11 protein-coding genes and 1 pseudogene are annotated in these 13,797 nt (G+C 73.4%); 3 read left to right on the forward strand and 9 right to left on the reverse strand.

Features of this window, described 5'->3' with window-relative positions; translation table 11 throughout:
- Window positions 1–3 precede the first annotated feature (3 nt).
- A complete protein-coding gene (locus tag GA0070560_RS24200) occupies window positions 4–1,575 on the reverse strand; it encodes a hypothetical protein (RefSeq protein WP_245675684.1) in 1,572 nt (523 codons plus the stop codon).
- 298 nt (window positions 1,576–1,873) lie between these two features.
- Complete coding sequence (locus GA0070560_RS24205; RefSeq protein WP_091301806.1) at window positions 1,874–3,355, reverse strand: aminopeptidase P family protein; 1,482 nt, start codon at window positions 3,353–3,355, stop codon at window positions 1,874–1,876.
- 188 nt (window positions 3,356–3,543) lie between these two features.
- Here GA0070560_RS24205 and asnB point away from each other — a divergent pair, with 188 nt between their 5' ends.
- A complete protein-coding gene (gene asnB / locus GA0070560_RS24210; protein WP_091301808.1) occupies window positions 3,544–5,505 on the forward strand; it encodes an asparagine synthase (glutamine-hydrolyzing) in 1,962 nt (653 codons plus the stop codon).
- A gap of 143 nt (window positions 5,506–5,648) precedes the next feature.
- On the opposite strand, the gene GA0070560_RS24215 is transcribed toward asnB, so the two are convergent.
- Window positions 5,649–6,746 carry a lytic polysaccharide monooxygenase auxiliary activity family 9 protein gene (locus GA0070560_RS24215; protein WP_091301810.1) on the reverse strand — a complete coding sequence of 366 codons (1,098 nt, stop codon included), beginning with the start codon at window positions 6,744–6,746 and terminating at the stop codon, window positions 5,649–5,651.
- Window positions 6,747–7,084: 338 nt separating this feature from the next.
- Here GA0070560_RS24215 and GA0070560_RS24220 point away from each other — a divergent pair, with 338 nt between their 5' ends.
- The gene (locus GA0070560_RS24220) at window positions 7,085–8,020 is read left to right on the forward strand and encodes a carbohydrate kinase family protein (protein WP_091301812.1); all 936 of its coding nucleotides are present in this window, start codon (window positions 7,085–7,087) and stop codon (window positions 8,018–8,020) included.
- A 120-nt stretch (window positions 8,021–8,140) separates the two neighbouring features.
- Here GA0070560_RS24220 and GA0070560_RS24225 read toward each other — a convergent pair.
- The 3 genes and pseudogenes from GA0070560_RS24225 to GA0070560_RS24235 form a co-directional block, all read right to left on the reverse strand.
- Window positions 8,141–8,641 (reverse strand): annotated as a pseudogene (locus tag GA0070560_RS24225) (MFS transporter); the annotation flags it as partial.
- A gap of 12 nt (window positions 8,642–8,653) precedes the next feature.
- Window positions 8,654–9,484, reverse strand: a complete 831-nt coding sequence (locus tag GA0070560_RS24230) for an MBL fold metallo-hydrolase (RefSeq protein WP_091301816.1) — start codon at window positions 9,482–9,484, stop codon at window positions 8,654–8,656.
- The gene (locus GA0070560_RS24235) at window positions 9,481–9,885 is read right to left on the reverse strand and encodes a thioesterase family protein (protein ID WP_091301818.1); all 405 of its coding nucleotides are present in this window, start codon (window positions 9,883–9,885) and stop codon (window positions 9,481–9,483) included. The genes GA0070560_RS24230 and GA0070560_RS24235 overlap by 4 nt, the downstream gene beginning before the upstream one ends.
- Before the next feature lie 298 nt (window positions 9,886–10,183).
- On the opposite strand from GA0070560_RS24235, the gene GA0070560_RS24240 reads away from it, so the two are divergent.
- On the forward strand, window positions 10,184–11,218 hold the full coding sequence (locus GA0070560_RS24240; RefSeq protein ID WP_091301820.1) for a phosphatase PAP2 family protein: 1,035 nt from the start codon (window positions 10,184–10,186) through the stop codon (window positions 11,216–11,218).
- A 4-nt stretch (window positions 11,219–11,222) separates the two neighbouring features.
- Here GA0070560_RS24240 and GA0070560_RS24245 read toward each other — a convergent pair whose 3' ends face one another.
- The 3 genes from GA0070560_RS24245 to GA0070560_RS24255 form a co-directional block, all read right to left on the reverse strand.
- Window positions 11,223–12,494 carry a PH domain-containing protein gene (locus GA0070560_RS24245; protein WP_245675689.1) on the reverse strand — a complete coding sequence of 424 codons (1,272 nt, stop codon included), beginning with the start codon at window positions 12,492–12,494 and terminating at the stop codon, window positions 11,223–11,225.
- A gap of 338 nt (window positions 12,495–12,832) precedes the next feature.
- Window positions 12,833–13,351, reverse strand: coding sequence for a PH domain-containing protein (locus GA0070560_RS24250; protein WP_091301822.1), 519 nt, complete (start codon window positions 13,349–13,351; stop codon window positions 12,833–12,835).
- Between the two features lie 22 nt (window positions 13,352–13,373).
- A complete protein-coding gene (locus GA0070560_RS24255; protein WP_091301824.1) occupies window positions 13,374–13,604 on the reverse strand; it encodes a hypothetical protein in 231 nt (76 codons plus the stop codon).
- Between the last annotated feature and the right edge of the window lie 193 nt (window positions 13,605–13,797).

The raw sequence follows: 13,797 nt of genomic DNA on the forward strand, positions 1-13,797 counted from the left end.
GGTTCAGTTGGCGCAGCCGGTGACGTTGACGCAGTTGCGTGGTTCGTTGTTGCGGATGATGGTTTTGTCGTCGATGGTGACGTCGTTGGTGTTGTTGTCGTTGAAGATGCCGCCGGCGCCGGTGGTGGGGCTGCCGGTCTCGGCGGCGAAGTTGTAGATGATGGTGCTCTTGCGGACGGTGAGGACGCCGTTGTTGTTGTCGTTGTAGATGGCGCCGCCCTCTTCGGCGTGGTTGCCCTTGAACTCGGTGTCGAAGAGGTTCAGGGTTTCGTCGTTGTAGAGGCCGCCGCCGTTGTCGCCGGCGGTGTTGTCGAGGAACTTGGCGTGCTTGACGGTGGCGATGCTGGTGCTGTCGTGTTCGATGCCGCCGCCGTTGTCGGTGGCCTTGTTGTCGGCGACGACGACGTATTCCAGGGACATGACGGAGTTGCCGTTGGTGGAGATGGCGCCGCCGTCGTCGCCGGCGACGTTGCCGGCGAGCTTGGTGCGGATGACGGTGAGGTGGGCGGTGTCGATGGTTTCGATGCCGCCGCCGTCGTGGGTGGCCTTGTTGTTGAGGATCTGGCTGTGGGTGACGGTGGTCCTGCCGTTGTCGCGGTTGGCGATGGCGCCGCCGTTGCCGCCGGTGCCGGTGCTGGTGGCGGTGTTGTCGGCCAGTTCCGAGTCGTGCACGGCCAGGGTGCCTTCGTTGTAGATGGCGCCGCCGTTGCCGCCGGGGGTGCCGGTGCCGCGGGCGTGGTTGTCGGCCAGGACGCTCTTGTGGATCTCGACGTCGCCGAGGTTGTAGATGGCGCCGCCGTTGCCGCCGGTGGCGCCGACGCCGGTGGCCCGGTTGTCGACCAGCTTGGTGTGCTTGAGCACGGCCCGGCCGCCCTCCTGCACGAACAGGGCGCCGCCGTTGGCGCCGTTGGGCTGCAGCGGCGGTGGTGAGGTGACCTGGCCTCCCCTGAGGGTGAGGTCCTTGAGGATGAGTTCGCCGCCGGAGAGGACCTCGAAGAACCGGAACAGCTCGCTGCCGTCGTGGACCAGCTTGGAGTTGTGCCCGAGCAGGACGATGCGCTCGTCGATGGCGGGGAAGGCGTTGGTGGCGGTCTGCTCGGTGAGCTTGTAATCGCAGTCCTTGGCCAGCCGGAACACCCCGCCGTTGTCCTCGTTGGCCCGGTTCACCGCCTCGACCAGCACGTCGCTGTCACACGGCAACTGCCTGGCCGGACCGTACTCGTCCTCGCCCCTGCCGTCCTTGCCGCGCCACTGCTTGCCGCCCGAGGCGGCTGCGGCGTCCTGCCGGTCGTACCCCTCGCCGGGGTCCTGGCCGGCCTTCTTGTCTTCTTCTTCGCCGGAGCCGACATCGGCTGTGCCGGTGCCGCTGGCCTTCTGCTGCGCCGTGGCGGACTGCACCTCGGAGACGCGCTGCGTGCCGTCGGCCTTGTCGTCGCGGGCGGCGATGCCGCCCAGGGCCGCCAGGCCGACGACGCCGGACAGTCCGGCCACGCCGGCCACCCACAGGGCGCGCCGCTTCTTCGCCGGTGCGGCCATGGGTGCCCCGCCGTCGGGAGTCGTTACGTCGTTGGACATCAGAGCTTTCCGACCTTTCCTGCTGCAGACGGGGTCGCACCACCCAGAGCGGCGCGACCAGCTACAAATGGTTTGCAGCTTCTGATCCCCACCGTATGAGAAGGATCCTCGCGAGGAGGACGTATCCGAGAAAAGCCCGCATTCCCCTCACTTCGGGCAGCAGGCGGCCAACTCGACGGCTCCGGGCAGGAAGCGGGTGAGCAACGCAAACACCAACGGGCCCCGACCGCGGCAGCAGTACGTCCGAGACGTCTGCGTGCCGCAGGCGAGGCCCGCCGCAGGTAGGTCGTACCCCCGATCAGCCGGGCAGGCGCGGACCCGCCTCCCGCTGCTCGGCCAGCCAGGTCTCCACCTCGTCGGAGCGGCGGGGCAGCCCGGCCGACAGGTTCACCGAACCGGTCGCGGTGACCAGGATGTCGTCCTCGATCCGCACACCGATGCCGCGCAGTTCCTCGGGGACCAGTTCGTCCTCCGGCTGGAAGTAGAGCCCGGGCTCGACGGTGAGCACGTAGCCCTCGCCCAGCGCGCCGTCACGGTACTTCTCCTTACGGGCGTTGGCGCAGTCGTGCACGTCGATGCCGAGCATGTGGCTGGTGCCGTGCAGGGTCCACCGCCGGTAGACCGTCGAGGCCGGGTCCATCGCCTCGTCCACGCTCACCGGCAGCAGGCCCAGGTCCTTCAGCGCCTCGGCGAGCACCCGCATGGCGGTCAGGTGCACGTCCCGGAACGCCACGCCCGGCCTGATCACGTCGATGCCGGCCTGCTGCGCCTGGTGGACGGCGTCGTAGACCTGGCGCTGGAGTGCGGTGAAGCGGCCGTCGACCGGCAGCACCCGGGTCACGTCGGCGGTGTAGAGGTTGCGGTTCTCCACGCCCATGTCCATCAGCAGCAGCTCACCCGGGCGGGTGGCACCGTGGTTGTGCACCCAGTGCAGGATCGTGGCGTGCTCGCCCGCGCCGACGATCGAGCCGTACCCGACGTCGTTGCCGTCGTGCCGGGCCCGCAGCGCGAAGATCCCCTCCAGCAGCCGCTCGGAGACGCCCCGGTCGGCCGGCAGCGCCCGGGCCACGTCCTCGAAGCCGCGCACGGTCGCGTCACAGGCCTCCTGGAGCTGGGCGATCTCCCACTCGTCCTTGACCAGCTTCAGCTCGGAGATCGCGATGGCCAGCTCGCGGTCGCGGCCCGGCTGGCCGTCGACGAGCGGGCCGTCCCACGGGCGCACGGCCGCGTCCACCCGGGCGTCGAAACCACGCAGCACCCGGGTACGCCCCGGCGCCAGCCCCGCCAGCGCCGTGTCCAGCCCGGTCAGGTCCTCGGTGGGCAGGCCCAGCTCGGTGGACTTCTCCGCCAGGGTGTGCCGCCGGCCCACCCACAGCTCGCCGTGCCGGCTGCGGAAGAACTCGTCGGTCTCACGGGACGAGCGCGGCCGCATGAACAGCGTGGCATCGTGCCCGGAGCCGGTGGGCCGCAGCACGAGCACGCTGTCCGGGTCCAGGTCGCCGGTCAGGTACGCGAAGTCGCTGCCCGGCCGGAACGGGTGGTCGGTGTCGTTGGCGCGCACCTTCTCGTTGCCGGTCGGGATGACCAGGGTCTCGCCCGGAAAGGCCGCGGAGAGCGCGGCGCGGCGCTTGGCGTAGTTGGGCACCTCCGGGCGTGGGCCCACCGGCAGGGCGGTGTCCGTCCAGCCCTGCCGCATGAAGGCCAGGAAGGCCTCCGGGAAGTCCGGGTCGTGCGATTCGGTGCCGTCCGCCGGCTTGCCGCTGGTCCGGTCCTCGGCCATGGTCCGCTCCTTACGCGTCGTCGCTGGTCCGACCGTACCGCCTCGCCGGGCGGCTCCGCCGCCCCGTGGTGTCGCCGCCGGCTCCGGGTGCGGTGTCGGCGCTGGTGGCCACGACCCGCCGTCCGCCGGGAGGGAGAGAGGCAGCGGTGCCGCGACGGCTGCTCCGCCCGCGTGAAAAGATGACCACCATGTGCGGACTCCTGGCCTTCTTCAGTGCGCGCGGCGACGCCGCCGCTCACCGCGACAACATCGCCGGGGCGTTGGAATGCCTGCACCACCGCGGCCCGGACGAGACCGGTGTCGAGGTGGTCGGGGACGCCTCCGGCCGGTACGCGGACGGGGTGTTCGCGCACAAGCGGCTGGCGATCATCGACGTGGCCTCCAGCCACGAGCCGCTGCCGTACGCGGGCGGCCGTTACCTGCTCACCTTCAACGGTGAGATCTACAACTACATCGAGCTCCGCGACGAGCTGGTGCGGACCTTCGGCGCCCAGTTCGCCACCGCCGGCGACGGCGAGGTGATCGTCGCCGGCTACCACTACTGGGGCGAGCAGGTGCTCACCCGGCTGCGCGGCATGTTCGCCTTCGTCATCTGGGACCGGCAGGAGCGCCGGGCCTTCGGCGCCCGGGACTACTTCGGCATCAAGCCGCTGCACTACCTAGAGACGCAGGACGGCCTCTACCTCGCCTCGGAGAAGAAGGCGCTGCTGCCCTTCGCGCACTCCGCGTACCAGGGCGACGCCGGCATCGACACGGCCAGCCTGAGCCACTACCTGACCCTGCAGTACGTCCCGGAGCCCGGCACCCTGCACAAGGGGATCAGCCGGATCGGCTCGGGGGAGTACCTGACCTGGACCCCGGGCGGCCGGATCGACGTGCGCCGGTGGTACCGGCCGGTGTTCCGCCCGGCCCCGGTCTCCGACGAGCAGCGGCTCTACCACGACATCCGGGAGACGCTGCGGGAGAGCGTCCGGATGCACATGCGCTCGGACGTGCCGGTCGGCTCCTTCCTGTCCAGCGGCATCGACTCCACCGCGGTGGTGGCGCTGGCCCGCGAGTTCAACCCGAACATCCTCACCTTCACCGTCGGGTACGACGTGCCCGGCTACTCCGAGATCGACGTCGCCCAGGACTCGGCCCGGCACCTCGACGTGACCACCATCCCGACCAAGATCGGGCCGCAGGACATGATCGACGCGCTGCCGAAGATCGTCTGGCACCTGGACGACCCGGTGGCCGACCCGGCCCTGGTGCCGCTCTACTTCGTGGCGAAGAAGGCCGCCGAGCACGTCACCGTGGTCCTCTCCGGCGAGGGCGCGGACGAGTTCTTCGGCGGCTACACGATCTACCGGGAGCCGCTCTCGCTCGGCGCGGTCAACGGCCTGCCCGGCGGCGTGCAGAAGGGGCTGCGCGCGGTCTCCAGGGCGATCCCGCAGGGCGTCAAGGGCAAGAGCTTCCTGGAGCGCGGCACCACCCCCATCGAGCAGCGCTACTACGGCAACGCCCGGATGTTCACCGAGGAGGAGAAGCAGCACCTGCTGCGCCGCTACGACCCCTCGGTGCGCTACACCGACGTCACCGCGCCGATCTACGCCGAGTGCACCGAACTCGACGACGTCACCAAGATGCAGTACGTCGACCTCTACACCTGGCTGCGGGGCGACATCCTGGTCAAGGCCGACCGGATCTCGATGGCCCACTCGCTGGAGGTGCGGGTGCCCTTCCTCGACCGGGAGGTCTTCAACGTCGCGGCCGGCATCCCGGTGGACCTGAAGCTGCCGCCCCGCTCCGACGCCACCAAGTACGCCATGCGCCAGGCGTTGCAGGGCGTGGTGCCCCCGGCCATCGTCAACCGCAAGAAGCTCGGCTTCCCGACCCCCACCCGGGTCTGGCTGCGCGGCGAGATGTACGAGTGGGCCCGGCACGTGCTGGCCACCTCCGGCGCCGGTGACCTCATCGACCTGTCGTACGCGATGCGGCTGCTGGACGAGCACAAGCGGGAGGAGGCGGACCACTCCCGCAAGGTGTGGACCGTGCTGATCTTCTGCATCTGGCACGCCATCTTCGTGGCCAAGACCCTCGACCCGGGCATCCAGCGCAACCAGTCGGCGCTGCTCACCAAGCCGGTGGTCGGCAGCATGGTCCGCTGACCGGCCCGCTGCGGCCGGGGCCTGTGCCTGTCGACCAGGAGGTCCGCGTCTCCTCGGGGACGCGGACCTCCTGGTCATTTCCGGGGGCCGCCGACGGTGCCGGGGCGCCGGGCGGGCGGCCCGGCACCGTCGGCGGGGCGGGGTCAGCGGCCGACGCAGGTGACGGTCGGCAGGCTGTTCGTGCCGGTGGAGCTGGCGATGAAGCCGAACGTCGTGGTGCCCTCCGGCGCGATGGTGCCGTTGTACGCGGCGTTGGTGACGGTCACGGTCGACCCGCTGGTGGTCGCCGTGCCGTTCCACACCTGGCTGATCGCCTGGCCGCTGGGCAGCGTCCAGGACGCCGTCCAGCCACCGTAGGTCCGGGTGCTGTGGTTCATGATCGTGACTTCGCCCTGGAAACCGCCGCTCCAGGAGCTGACCACCTGGTAGACCGCCATGCAGTCACCGCCCGGCGGCGGGGTGGTGGGGCTCGGCGGCGGCGTGGTCGGGCTGGGCGGGGGAGTCGTCGGGCTCGGCGGCGGGGTGGTCTGACCGGAGCCGATCCCGGTCACCTCGCCGTTGCCCCCGTCGAAGGTGACGTCCGAGCAGCCGAAGAAGTTCTCCTGGCTGTCGGAGCGGACCCAGCGCGAGTAGATGATGTGCCGCCCGGACTTGTTCGACGGCAGGTTGCCGCTGAAGTAGTAGTGCCCCTCGTCGCTGCCCACCGAGCCGCGCTGCGGCGGGTTGGTGACCGTCAGGAACGGCTGCTCCTCCAGGTCGCTCCAGGCCAGCGGCCGGGTCGGGCTCCAGCTGTCCTTGGTGACGTAGAAGTAGAAGGTGCCCGGGTGGTGGGCCCAGTTGCTGTACCGGAAGTCCAGCCGGGCGCCGGCGGTCAGGTGGGTCAGCGGCCAGTCGGTGCGGGCCAGGTCGTACCCGGCGAAGCCGGGGTTGCCCCCGCTGCACAGCTTGCCGTCGGGGATGAAGCCGACGGTCCGCCCGCCGGCGTCCGAGCGCAGCACGCTGAACCAGTTGTAGAGGGAGTTGGCGCCGCTCTGGGCGACGGCGGCGGAGCAGGCCGGGTTGTTCGGCCGGATCTCGCCGGTGGGGGTGAGGCCGTCCTCCCAGCACAGGTAGGTCCGGCTGCCCGGGGTCATCGCCGCGCCGTGCGCGGCGGCCGGCTCGGGTTGGGTCACCAGGGCGACGGCGCCCAGGGCGAAGGTGGCGGCCGCGGTGAGCAGCGCGGCGGTACGGGAACGGAGCACGAGCTTCTCCTGATCCGCGGGGCGGGCGCGACGGCCGGCCCCGCTGTGGCGGGGGATGCGTCGATCGCGGCGCCACGCCGGCCGGCCCGGGAAGGAAGAGGGCCGTTGGTCGCGCGCCACCCACGGTCCGCGTCCCGCGGACCGGTGCCCTCGCGTCGGCTCCAGCTCGTCGCCGTCGGCGCGGCAGCCCCCGCACCGATCCGGCTGACACAATCCCATCACGCCCGCCAGGAACCGCGCAATAGTCGTTCCTCGATATATGCGGACGCGGCTTCACCGCCCGCCGTGCCGGGCGGTGTGCCAGCCTTGGTACGGACCGACGGACGCTGGGAGGCGATGTGGGATACGCGGTGGTGCTCGGTGAGGCGTTGGTGGACCTGCTCGACGCCGAGTGCGAGGGGCGGCCCGTCTTCCGCCAGGAGATCGGCGGCGGCCCGCTCAACGTCGCCGTCGGAGTGTCCCGGCTCGGTGGGAGCGCCCAGTTCGTCGGCTCCCTCGGCGACGACGTGCTCGCCGGCCGGATCCGGGCCTTCCTCGACGACACCGGGGTGGGGTCGGCCGGGGCGGTCACCGTCGCGGCGCCCACCACGCTCGCGGTGACCACCCACGCCGGGGCCGAGCCGGAGTTCCGCTTCTACGGCGAGCCGCCCTCCTACGGCCTGCTCACCGTCGAAGACCTGGACGTGGCGCTGGTGGAGGGCGCCGACGTGCTCTACTGCGGCTCGATCGTCCTGCTCTGCCCGCCGGTGCTCGCGGCCGCCCGTCGTGCCTGGTCGCTCGGCACCGGCCTGCGGGTCTTCGACCCGAACGTCCGGCCCCGCCTGCTGGACGGGCCGGCGGCGCTGGACCGGCTGCGGGAGGTGGTTGCGGAGTTCGCGGCCGGGGCGCACCTGGTCAAGCTGAGCGCCGCCGACGCCGATCTGCTCTACCCGCGCGAGCCGGTCGAGGGGGTCGCCGCGTACCTGCGGGAAGTGGGGGCCGGCACCGTCGTGGTCACCCTGGGCGCGGACGGGGCCGTGGTCGCCCCCGCCGGTGGCGATCCGGTACGCGTCCCCGCGCCGAAGGTGCGTGCGGTGGACGCCACCGGGGCCGGCGACTCGGTGATGGCGGCGCTCATCGCCGACCTGCTCGTCGACGGCGAGCCGGCCGGGCCGCAGGGCTGGCACCAGCGGGTGGCGTTCGCGCTGCGGGTGGCCGGCCTGGTCTGCGAGTCGCCCGGCGGGGCGGTGTCGATGCCCACCCGCGCCGAGGTGCTCCGCCGCTTCGCCGACTGAGCGCCGGCCGCCGACTGCGCGCCGCTGGTCGGAGTGCGCGCCGCTGGCCGGAGTGCGCGCCGCTGGCCGGAGTGCGCGCCGCCCACCGGCGTCACCGGTGGGCGGCGCGACCGGCGAGGGTCAGCGGGGTGCGCGGGCGAGGGTGAGCACCGCGAGCAGCGACAGCGCGGCGGCCCCCGCCATGACGGCGGCCATCGGCAGTGCGCTGCCCTCGCCGCCGAGCCCGACCACCGGTGCGGCGAGCGCGCCGACGACCGCCTGGACGCCGCCCATCAGCGCCGCGGCCGTGCCGGCGTGCCGCCCGTGCGTGTCCAGCGCCAGGGCGGTGCTGTTCGGCATCACCATGCCGAGCGAGCCGACGAAGACGACGAGGGTGAGCGCCACCAGCACCAGGCTGCCGGCCAGCGCCCCGCCCAGCACGCCGATCGCCGCCACCGCACCGACCAGCAGGGTGGTGACCAGCAGCCGGCGTGGGTCGAACCGGTCGAGCAGCCGGGCGTTGGCCTGCCCGGTGGCCACCAGGGCGAGCGCGTTGAGCCCGAAGAGCAGGCTGAACGTCGTCCCGGAGAGACCGAAGACGTCCTGGAGGACGAAGGACGACCCGGAGATGTACGCGAACAGCATGGGGGACGGTCAGGCGGTGCCGTCGAGTTCGGCGTAGCCGCGGCGGGCGGCGATCAGGGCGGGACGGGCACCGAAGGGCGCCTCGGCGGCCACCCGCTCAGGTGGGGCACCGGCGGTGTGCGCCGCCCGGATCAGCCAGGCCAGCTCGACCAGCTGCTCGTGCTGCGCCCGGACGAAGTCCACGTCGACCAGCTCGCCGTGCCCGGGCACCACCACCGTCGCGGGCGTGGTGAGCCGCAGCAGCTCGGCGACCGCGTCCGGCCACTGCAGCGGGTACGAGTCCTCGAAGGCGGGCGGGCCGCCCTGCTCGACCAGGTCGCCGGCGACCAGCACGTCGACGTCGGCTACGTGCACCACCAGGTCGGCGTCGGTGTGCCCGCGACCCGGATGGCGCAGCACCACCCGGCGGCCACCCACGTCGAGCACGGCCTCGGTGTGCACCGGATGGGTCGGAGTCAGCAGCGCGGTGCCGGCGACCTCGGCGGCGAGCCCGGGGCGCTCGCCCCGCAGCTCCTCGTACGCCTCCCGGCGCAGCCGCTCCGGCGTGTCGCGCAGCGCGGCGGCGGCCAGTTCGTGCGCGTACACCGGCCGGGGCGGGTCGGAGGCGAGGGTGGCGTTGCCGAAACAGTGGTCGAAGTGGTGGTGGGTGTTGACCAGCGTCCACGGGTGACCGGTGACCGCACGCGCCGCCTCGGCCAGCCCGGCGGCCTGCCCGGCGGTGGAGAGGGTGTCCACCAGCAGCGCCTCGCCGTCCCCGACGACCAGCGTGACGTTGACGTCGAGCAGCGGCTCGCGCAGGACGTGGACCTGGTCGGCGACCTCGGTGAACCGGAGGCTCATGAGACCCGCACGGCGCGTTCCACGAAGCGCTGCCGGTCGACCAGCACCCGCTCCACCCGGCCCTGCGCCACCGTCTCGCCGTCGTCGGTGACCGTCACCTCGAAGACCAGCCGGCGGCCGTCGACCGCACCGAGCCGGGCCTGCGCCACCACCGTCCGGCCGACCGGCGTGGCCGCCAGGTGCTCCAGTTCGATCCGGCTCCCCACCGTGGTCCGCCCGGGCGGCATCCGGGTGGCGGTGGCCGCGACGGTGGCCGCTTCGGCCAGGGCGAGCACCCGGGGCGTGCCGAGCACCGGCACGTCGCCCGAGCCCACCGCCTGTGCGGTGTCGGCCTCGGTGACGGTCAGCTCGACCCGGGCGGTCAGCCCGGGCGGGAAGGGCGGCTCCGGCTGCTCCTGCATGGACCGAGCGTAGTGCAGGAGAGCCGGAGCCGTCCGGTGTCCCGGCCGGGCCGGCGGCACCTCCACCGCCGCGCTCGACCGTCCGGACGCCGACCTCCCGGTCGCGGCCGACCTCGCCGGGCACGGCCTCGGGCGACCGGATCGAGGTGGAGCCGGTTCCCGCCGGGGACGATCCGGCGGAACGGGTGCGGTCACGCCCTGATCACCGGCCCCGGCGCCGCCGGACCGCACCCGGGCCGGACCCGCCCCGGACGGTCGGCGTCGGTCGATGCGTCAGCCGCCGTTAACCTTGACCGCGATGGCCGTCGTGACTGACCCCCAGCCCCCCGCCCCGACCGGACCCGCCGCGTCCCCCGACGGCGGGCGCCGCCGCGTGATCGCGATGTCGGTCTGGGGCGTCGCCTTCGTCGTCGCCTGGCTGGCGATCGGCCTGCCCACCGACCCGGCGTACGCCTTCCTCTGGATCTGGGCGGCCACCATCGCCTGGAACTCCTCCCGGCCGTGGCGCAGCCACCTGCACTTCGCCCGGGACTGGGTTCCGGTGGTGCTGCTGCTGGCCGTCTACAACCTCTCCCGGGGGTTCGCCGACAACGGGGCCACCCCGCACGCCTACGAGCTGATCGTCGCCGACCGGGTGATGTTCGGCTGGGCCACCGGTGGCCAGGTGCCCACGGTCTGGCTCCAGGAGCACCTGTACCGGCCCGAGGTGCACTGGTGGGACGTGGCGGTGAGCTGGGTGTACTTCTCCCACTTCGTGGTGGCGCTGGCCGCCGCCGCGGTGCTCTGGCTGCGCAACCGGAGCCGGTGGGCCGCCTACATGCGGCGGTTCGGGTTCCTCTGCGCCGCCGGCCTGGTCACCTACTTCCTCTACCCGGCCGCCCCGCCGTGGTGGGCGGCACAGAACGGCCTGCTCACCGAGGTCGCCCGGATCTCCACCCGGGGCTGGAAGGCGTTCGGCATGCACGGCGCGGGCAACCTGCTCAACGCCGGCCAGATCGCCTCCAACCCGGTGGCCGCGATGCCGTCGCTGCACACCGCGTGGGCGCTGTTCGTGGTGCTGTTCTTCCTCCGCGCCACCCGCAAGCGCTGGTGGCCGCTGCTGCTCGCGTATCCGCTGGCGATGACCTTCACGCTGGTCTACTCCGGCGAGCACTACGTGATCGACGTGCTGGTCGGCTGGGCGTACGTCGGGCTGACGTTCCTGGTGGTCGGCCTGGCCGAGCGCTGGTGGGCCGCCCACCGGGCACGCCGCCGGCCGGTCGGGGTCGAGCCCGCCGCCGTTGCCGACCAGGCGGGCGAACCCGCGGCGGCGGCCGAGCCGGCCCGCCGCTGAGCCGTCAGCCGGTCCGCCGTGCGGCGTGCGACCGGGCGGTCAGCTCCGCGGCGAGCACCCACGCCTCGGCCAGGTCGCGGTGGTGCGCCACGGCGCCGCCGCCGGACGCGGTGTCCGCGTGCACCGTGGCCAGCCGCAGCCGCCGCTGCACCGGCCCCTGCACCACCCGCACGCTCTGGATCCGGGCGTACGGCACGATCACCAGCCGGCGGGTCAGCAGGCCCGACCGTACGGCGAAGACCCGCTCGTCCAGGCCCGCCCCGAGCACCCGGACGCTCAGCGGGCGCAGCCAGCGGGCCCGGGCCGGCGGCGGCGCCAGCGGCAGCCCGGTCAGCCGTACCCCGGGCAGCACCTCCGCCACGATCCGCACACCGGTGGGCAGGTCCCCGACGGGCAGCAGCCGGTCGGGGCGATTGCGGTCGTCCGGCTCCCCGGTGGAGTAGCCGGCCACCTCCAGCCGTAGCCGCAGCCAGCCCTTGACCCGCCAGAGCAGCGGCCAGGTCACCCCCACCGTCTGCACCCGGTCCAACGGGACGGTCTGCACGCGGGTCTCCAGCAGGCCGTTGCGCACCCGCAGGCTGTCGTCCTCCCGGGCCAGCCGGAAGTTCCAGTCGTCCAGCACCCGGCGGACCGGTTGCAGCAGGACACCGGCCATCGCGGTCAACGTGCTGGCCACCGCGATGAACGACCAGGAGCCCTCGGAGAGGAACTGCGCCACCACGAACACCACGCCGAGCGGGAGCAGGAACGCCTGCGGGGTGAGCAGTTGACTGACCAGCAGATCGGCGTTGCGTACCGCGTGCAGCGGACGCCCGGTGGCCTCGGGTCGCGGCCCGGGCCCGCCGGGCACGACCGCCGCGCCCGGCTGGTGTGCCGGCGCCCGACCGGCCACGCTGAGCAGCCGCTGCCGCAGTGCCGCCGCGTCACCCACGCCGAGGTACGCCAGTGGGGCCTCGGTCTTGCCGCCGCCGACCACCTCCAGGCGCAGCTCCGCCAGGCCGGTCAGCTGGGCGAGCAGCGGCCGGACCACCTCCACCGCCTGCAACCGCTCCAGCGGGATCGCCCGGGTGCGCCGCCACAGCAGCCCCTCGTGGATCCGCAGCTCCCGCCCGACGATGTGGTAACCGGTGTTCCACCAGCTGACCACCGCCAGCACGGTGGCGCCGAGCGCGAGCACCACCACCATCGCCACGAACCAGCCGAAGCCCACCCGGGACAGCGTCGACCAGGAGAGCCCGGCGATCACCACGACCAGCGACTTCGCGCCGTGCAGCATCGGGCTGAGCGGGTGCAGCCGCTGCCGTGGCTCCGCCCCGGGCGGGCCGGCCGGCGTGATGCCGGCAATCTCGGCCGGGGGCGTGGCCCAGGGCCCGGCCGCGCCGGGGACGGTCGGCGGCGTACCCCCGGGGTGGCCCACCGGGGGGCCCGCGGGTGGGCCGGCGGCGGGCTCGCCGTGCGGGCCGGCGGCGGTGGGCGGCGCCACGGGCGGTGCCGGCGACGCGGCCCCACCCCCGTCGGGCGGGCCGGCCGGCCGGGACCACGGGTCCGGCCACGCCGGGTCGGCGGGCTCCCGGGCACAGTCCGGCGCGACCTCCGGCCCGCCGGAGCTCTCGGTCACAGCCCCTCCGCGCGGTCTTCGCCGAGCGCGGTGAGCCGGTCGCGCAGTCGGGACGCCTCCGCCGGCCGCAGCCCGGGAACCCGGGCGTCGCTGGCCGCCGCGGCGGTGTGCAACTGCACCGTGGCCAGGCCGAACGCCCGCTCCAGCGGGCCGGCGCTGACGTCGACGAACTGCATCCGCGAGTACGGCACGATGGAGAGCCGGCGAACCAGCAGCCCGTGCCGGACCAGCAGGTCGTTCTCGCGCTCGGCGTACCCCCAGGCGTGCACCGCCCGGACGATCGCCACCGCCCGCCACAGGCCCAGCAGCAGCACCACGCCGAACGCGACGCCGACCAGCCGGTGACCGCTGAGCGCCCAGCCGACGCCGAGGCCCACCAGCAGCACGGCCAGGCCCGTGGCCAACCGGAGCAGCTCCACCCAGATCAGGTCGCGGGAGATCGGCTGCCAGCGGACCGTGTCCGGCCAGGGTTCCAGGGCGCTGACCGGGGGCTGTGCCGGCTCGGGCCCGTTCACCGGAAACGTCCGCTCTGCGCGTTCACGCCTCGAGCGTATGCGATCCGGGCAGCGCCGCGACCTCGCGCAGGAAGCCGCGCGCGTCGAGGAAGTCGCCCAGGGACGTCCGGTGCTCCGGACAGGCCAGCCACGTCTTGCGGCGCTCCGGGGTGTGCAGGCGGGGATTGTTCCAGCGCAAGGCCCAGACGGCCGCGGCGCGACACCCACGGGCCGAACACATCGGGGCCTCGTCGGCGGGGGTGGGTACGGTCACCCGGGCCAGTCTAGGCGGGGCACCGGAAGATTCAGCGCCGGGCGGCCACGGGGGGAGCCGCCCGGCGACGGGGTGAATCGTACACGCGCCGGACCCTTCCGTGTCCACCCTCGTTCAGCGATTCGGTCACCGGCGGCGGCGTGGCGGAAATCGGGTTCTCCCTCCGTCGGCTCTCAGTCGGGCATGCGAGTCT

This window comes from Micromonospora halophytica (assembly GCF_900090245.1).
GTDB lineage: Bacteria > Actinomycetota > Actinomycetes > Mycobacteriales > Micromonosporaceae > Micromonospora > Micromonospora halophytica.

Excerpts from the sequence above, each read along its gene's own strand:
- GA0070560_RS24200 (WP_245675684.1), bottom strand. The coding sequence starts at position 1,575 with ATGTCCAACGACGTAACGACTCCCGACGGCGGGGCACCCATGGCCGCA.
- GA0070560_RS24205 (WP_091301806.1), bottom strand. The coding sequence starts at position 3,355 with ATGGCCGAGGACCGGACCAGCGGCAAGCCGGCGGACGGCACCGAATCG.
- asnB (WP_091301808.1), top strand. The coding sequence starts at position 3,544 with ATGTGCGGACTCCTGGCCTTCTTCAGTGCGCGCGGCGACGCCGCCGCT.
- GA0070560_RS24230 (WP_091301816.1), bottom strand. The coding sequence starts at position 9,484 with ATGAGCCTCCGGTTCACCGAGGTCGCCGACCAGGTCCACGTCCTGCGC.
- GA0070560_RS24235 (WP_091301818.1), bottom strand. The coding sequence starts at position 9,885 with ATGCAGGAGCAGCCGGAGCCGCCCTTCCCGCCCGGGCTGACCGCCCGG.
- GA0070560_RS24240 (WP_091301820.1), top strand. The coding sequence starts at position 10,184 with ATGGCCGTCGTGACTGACCCCCAGCCCCCCGCCCCGACCGGACCCGCC.
- GA0070560_RS24245 (WP_245675689.1), bottom strand. The coding sequence starts at position 12,494 with ATGCTGCACGGCGCGAAGTCGCTGGTCGTGGTGATCGCCGGGCTCTCC.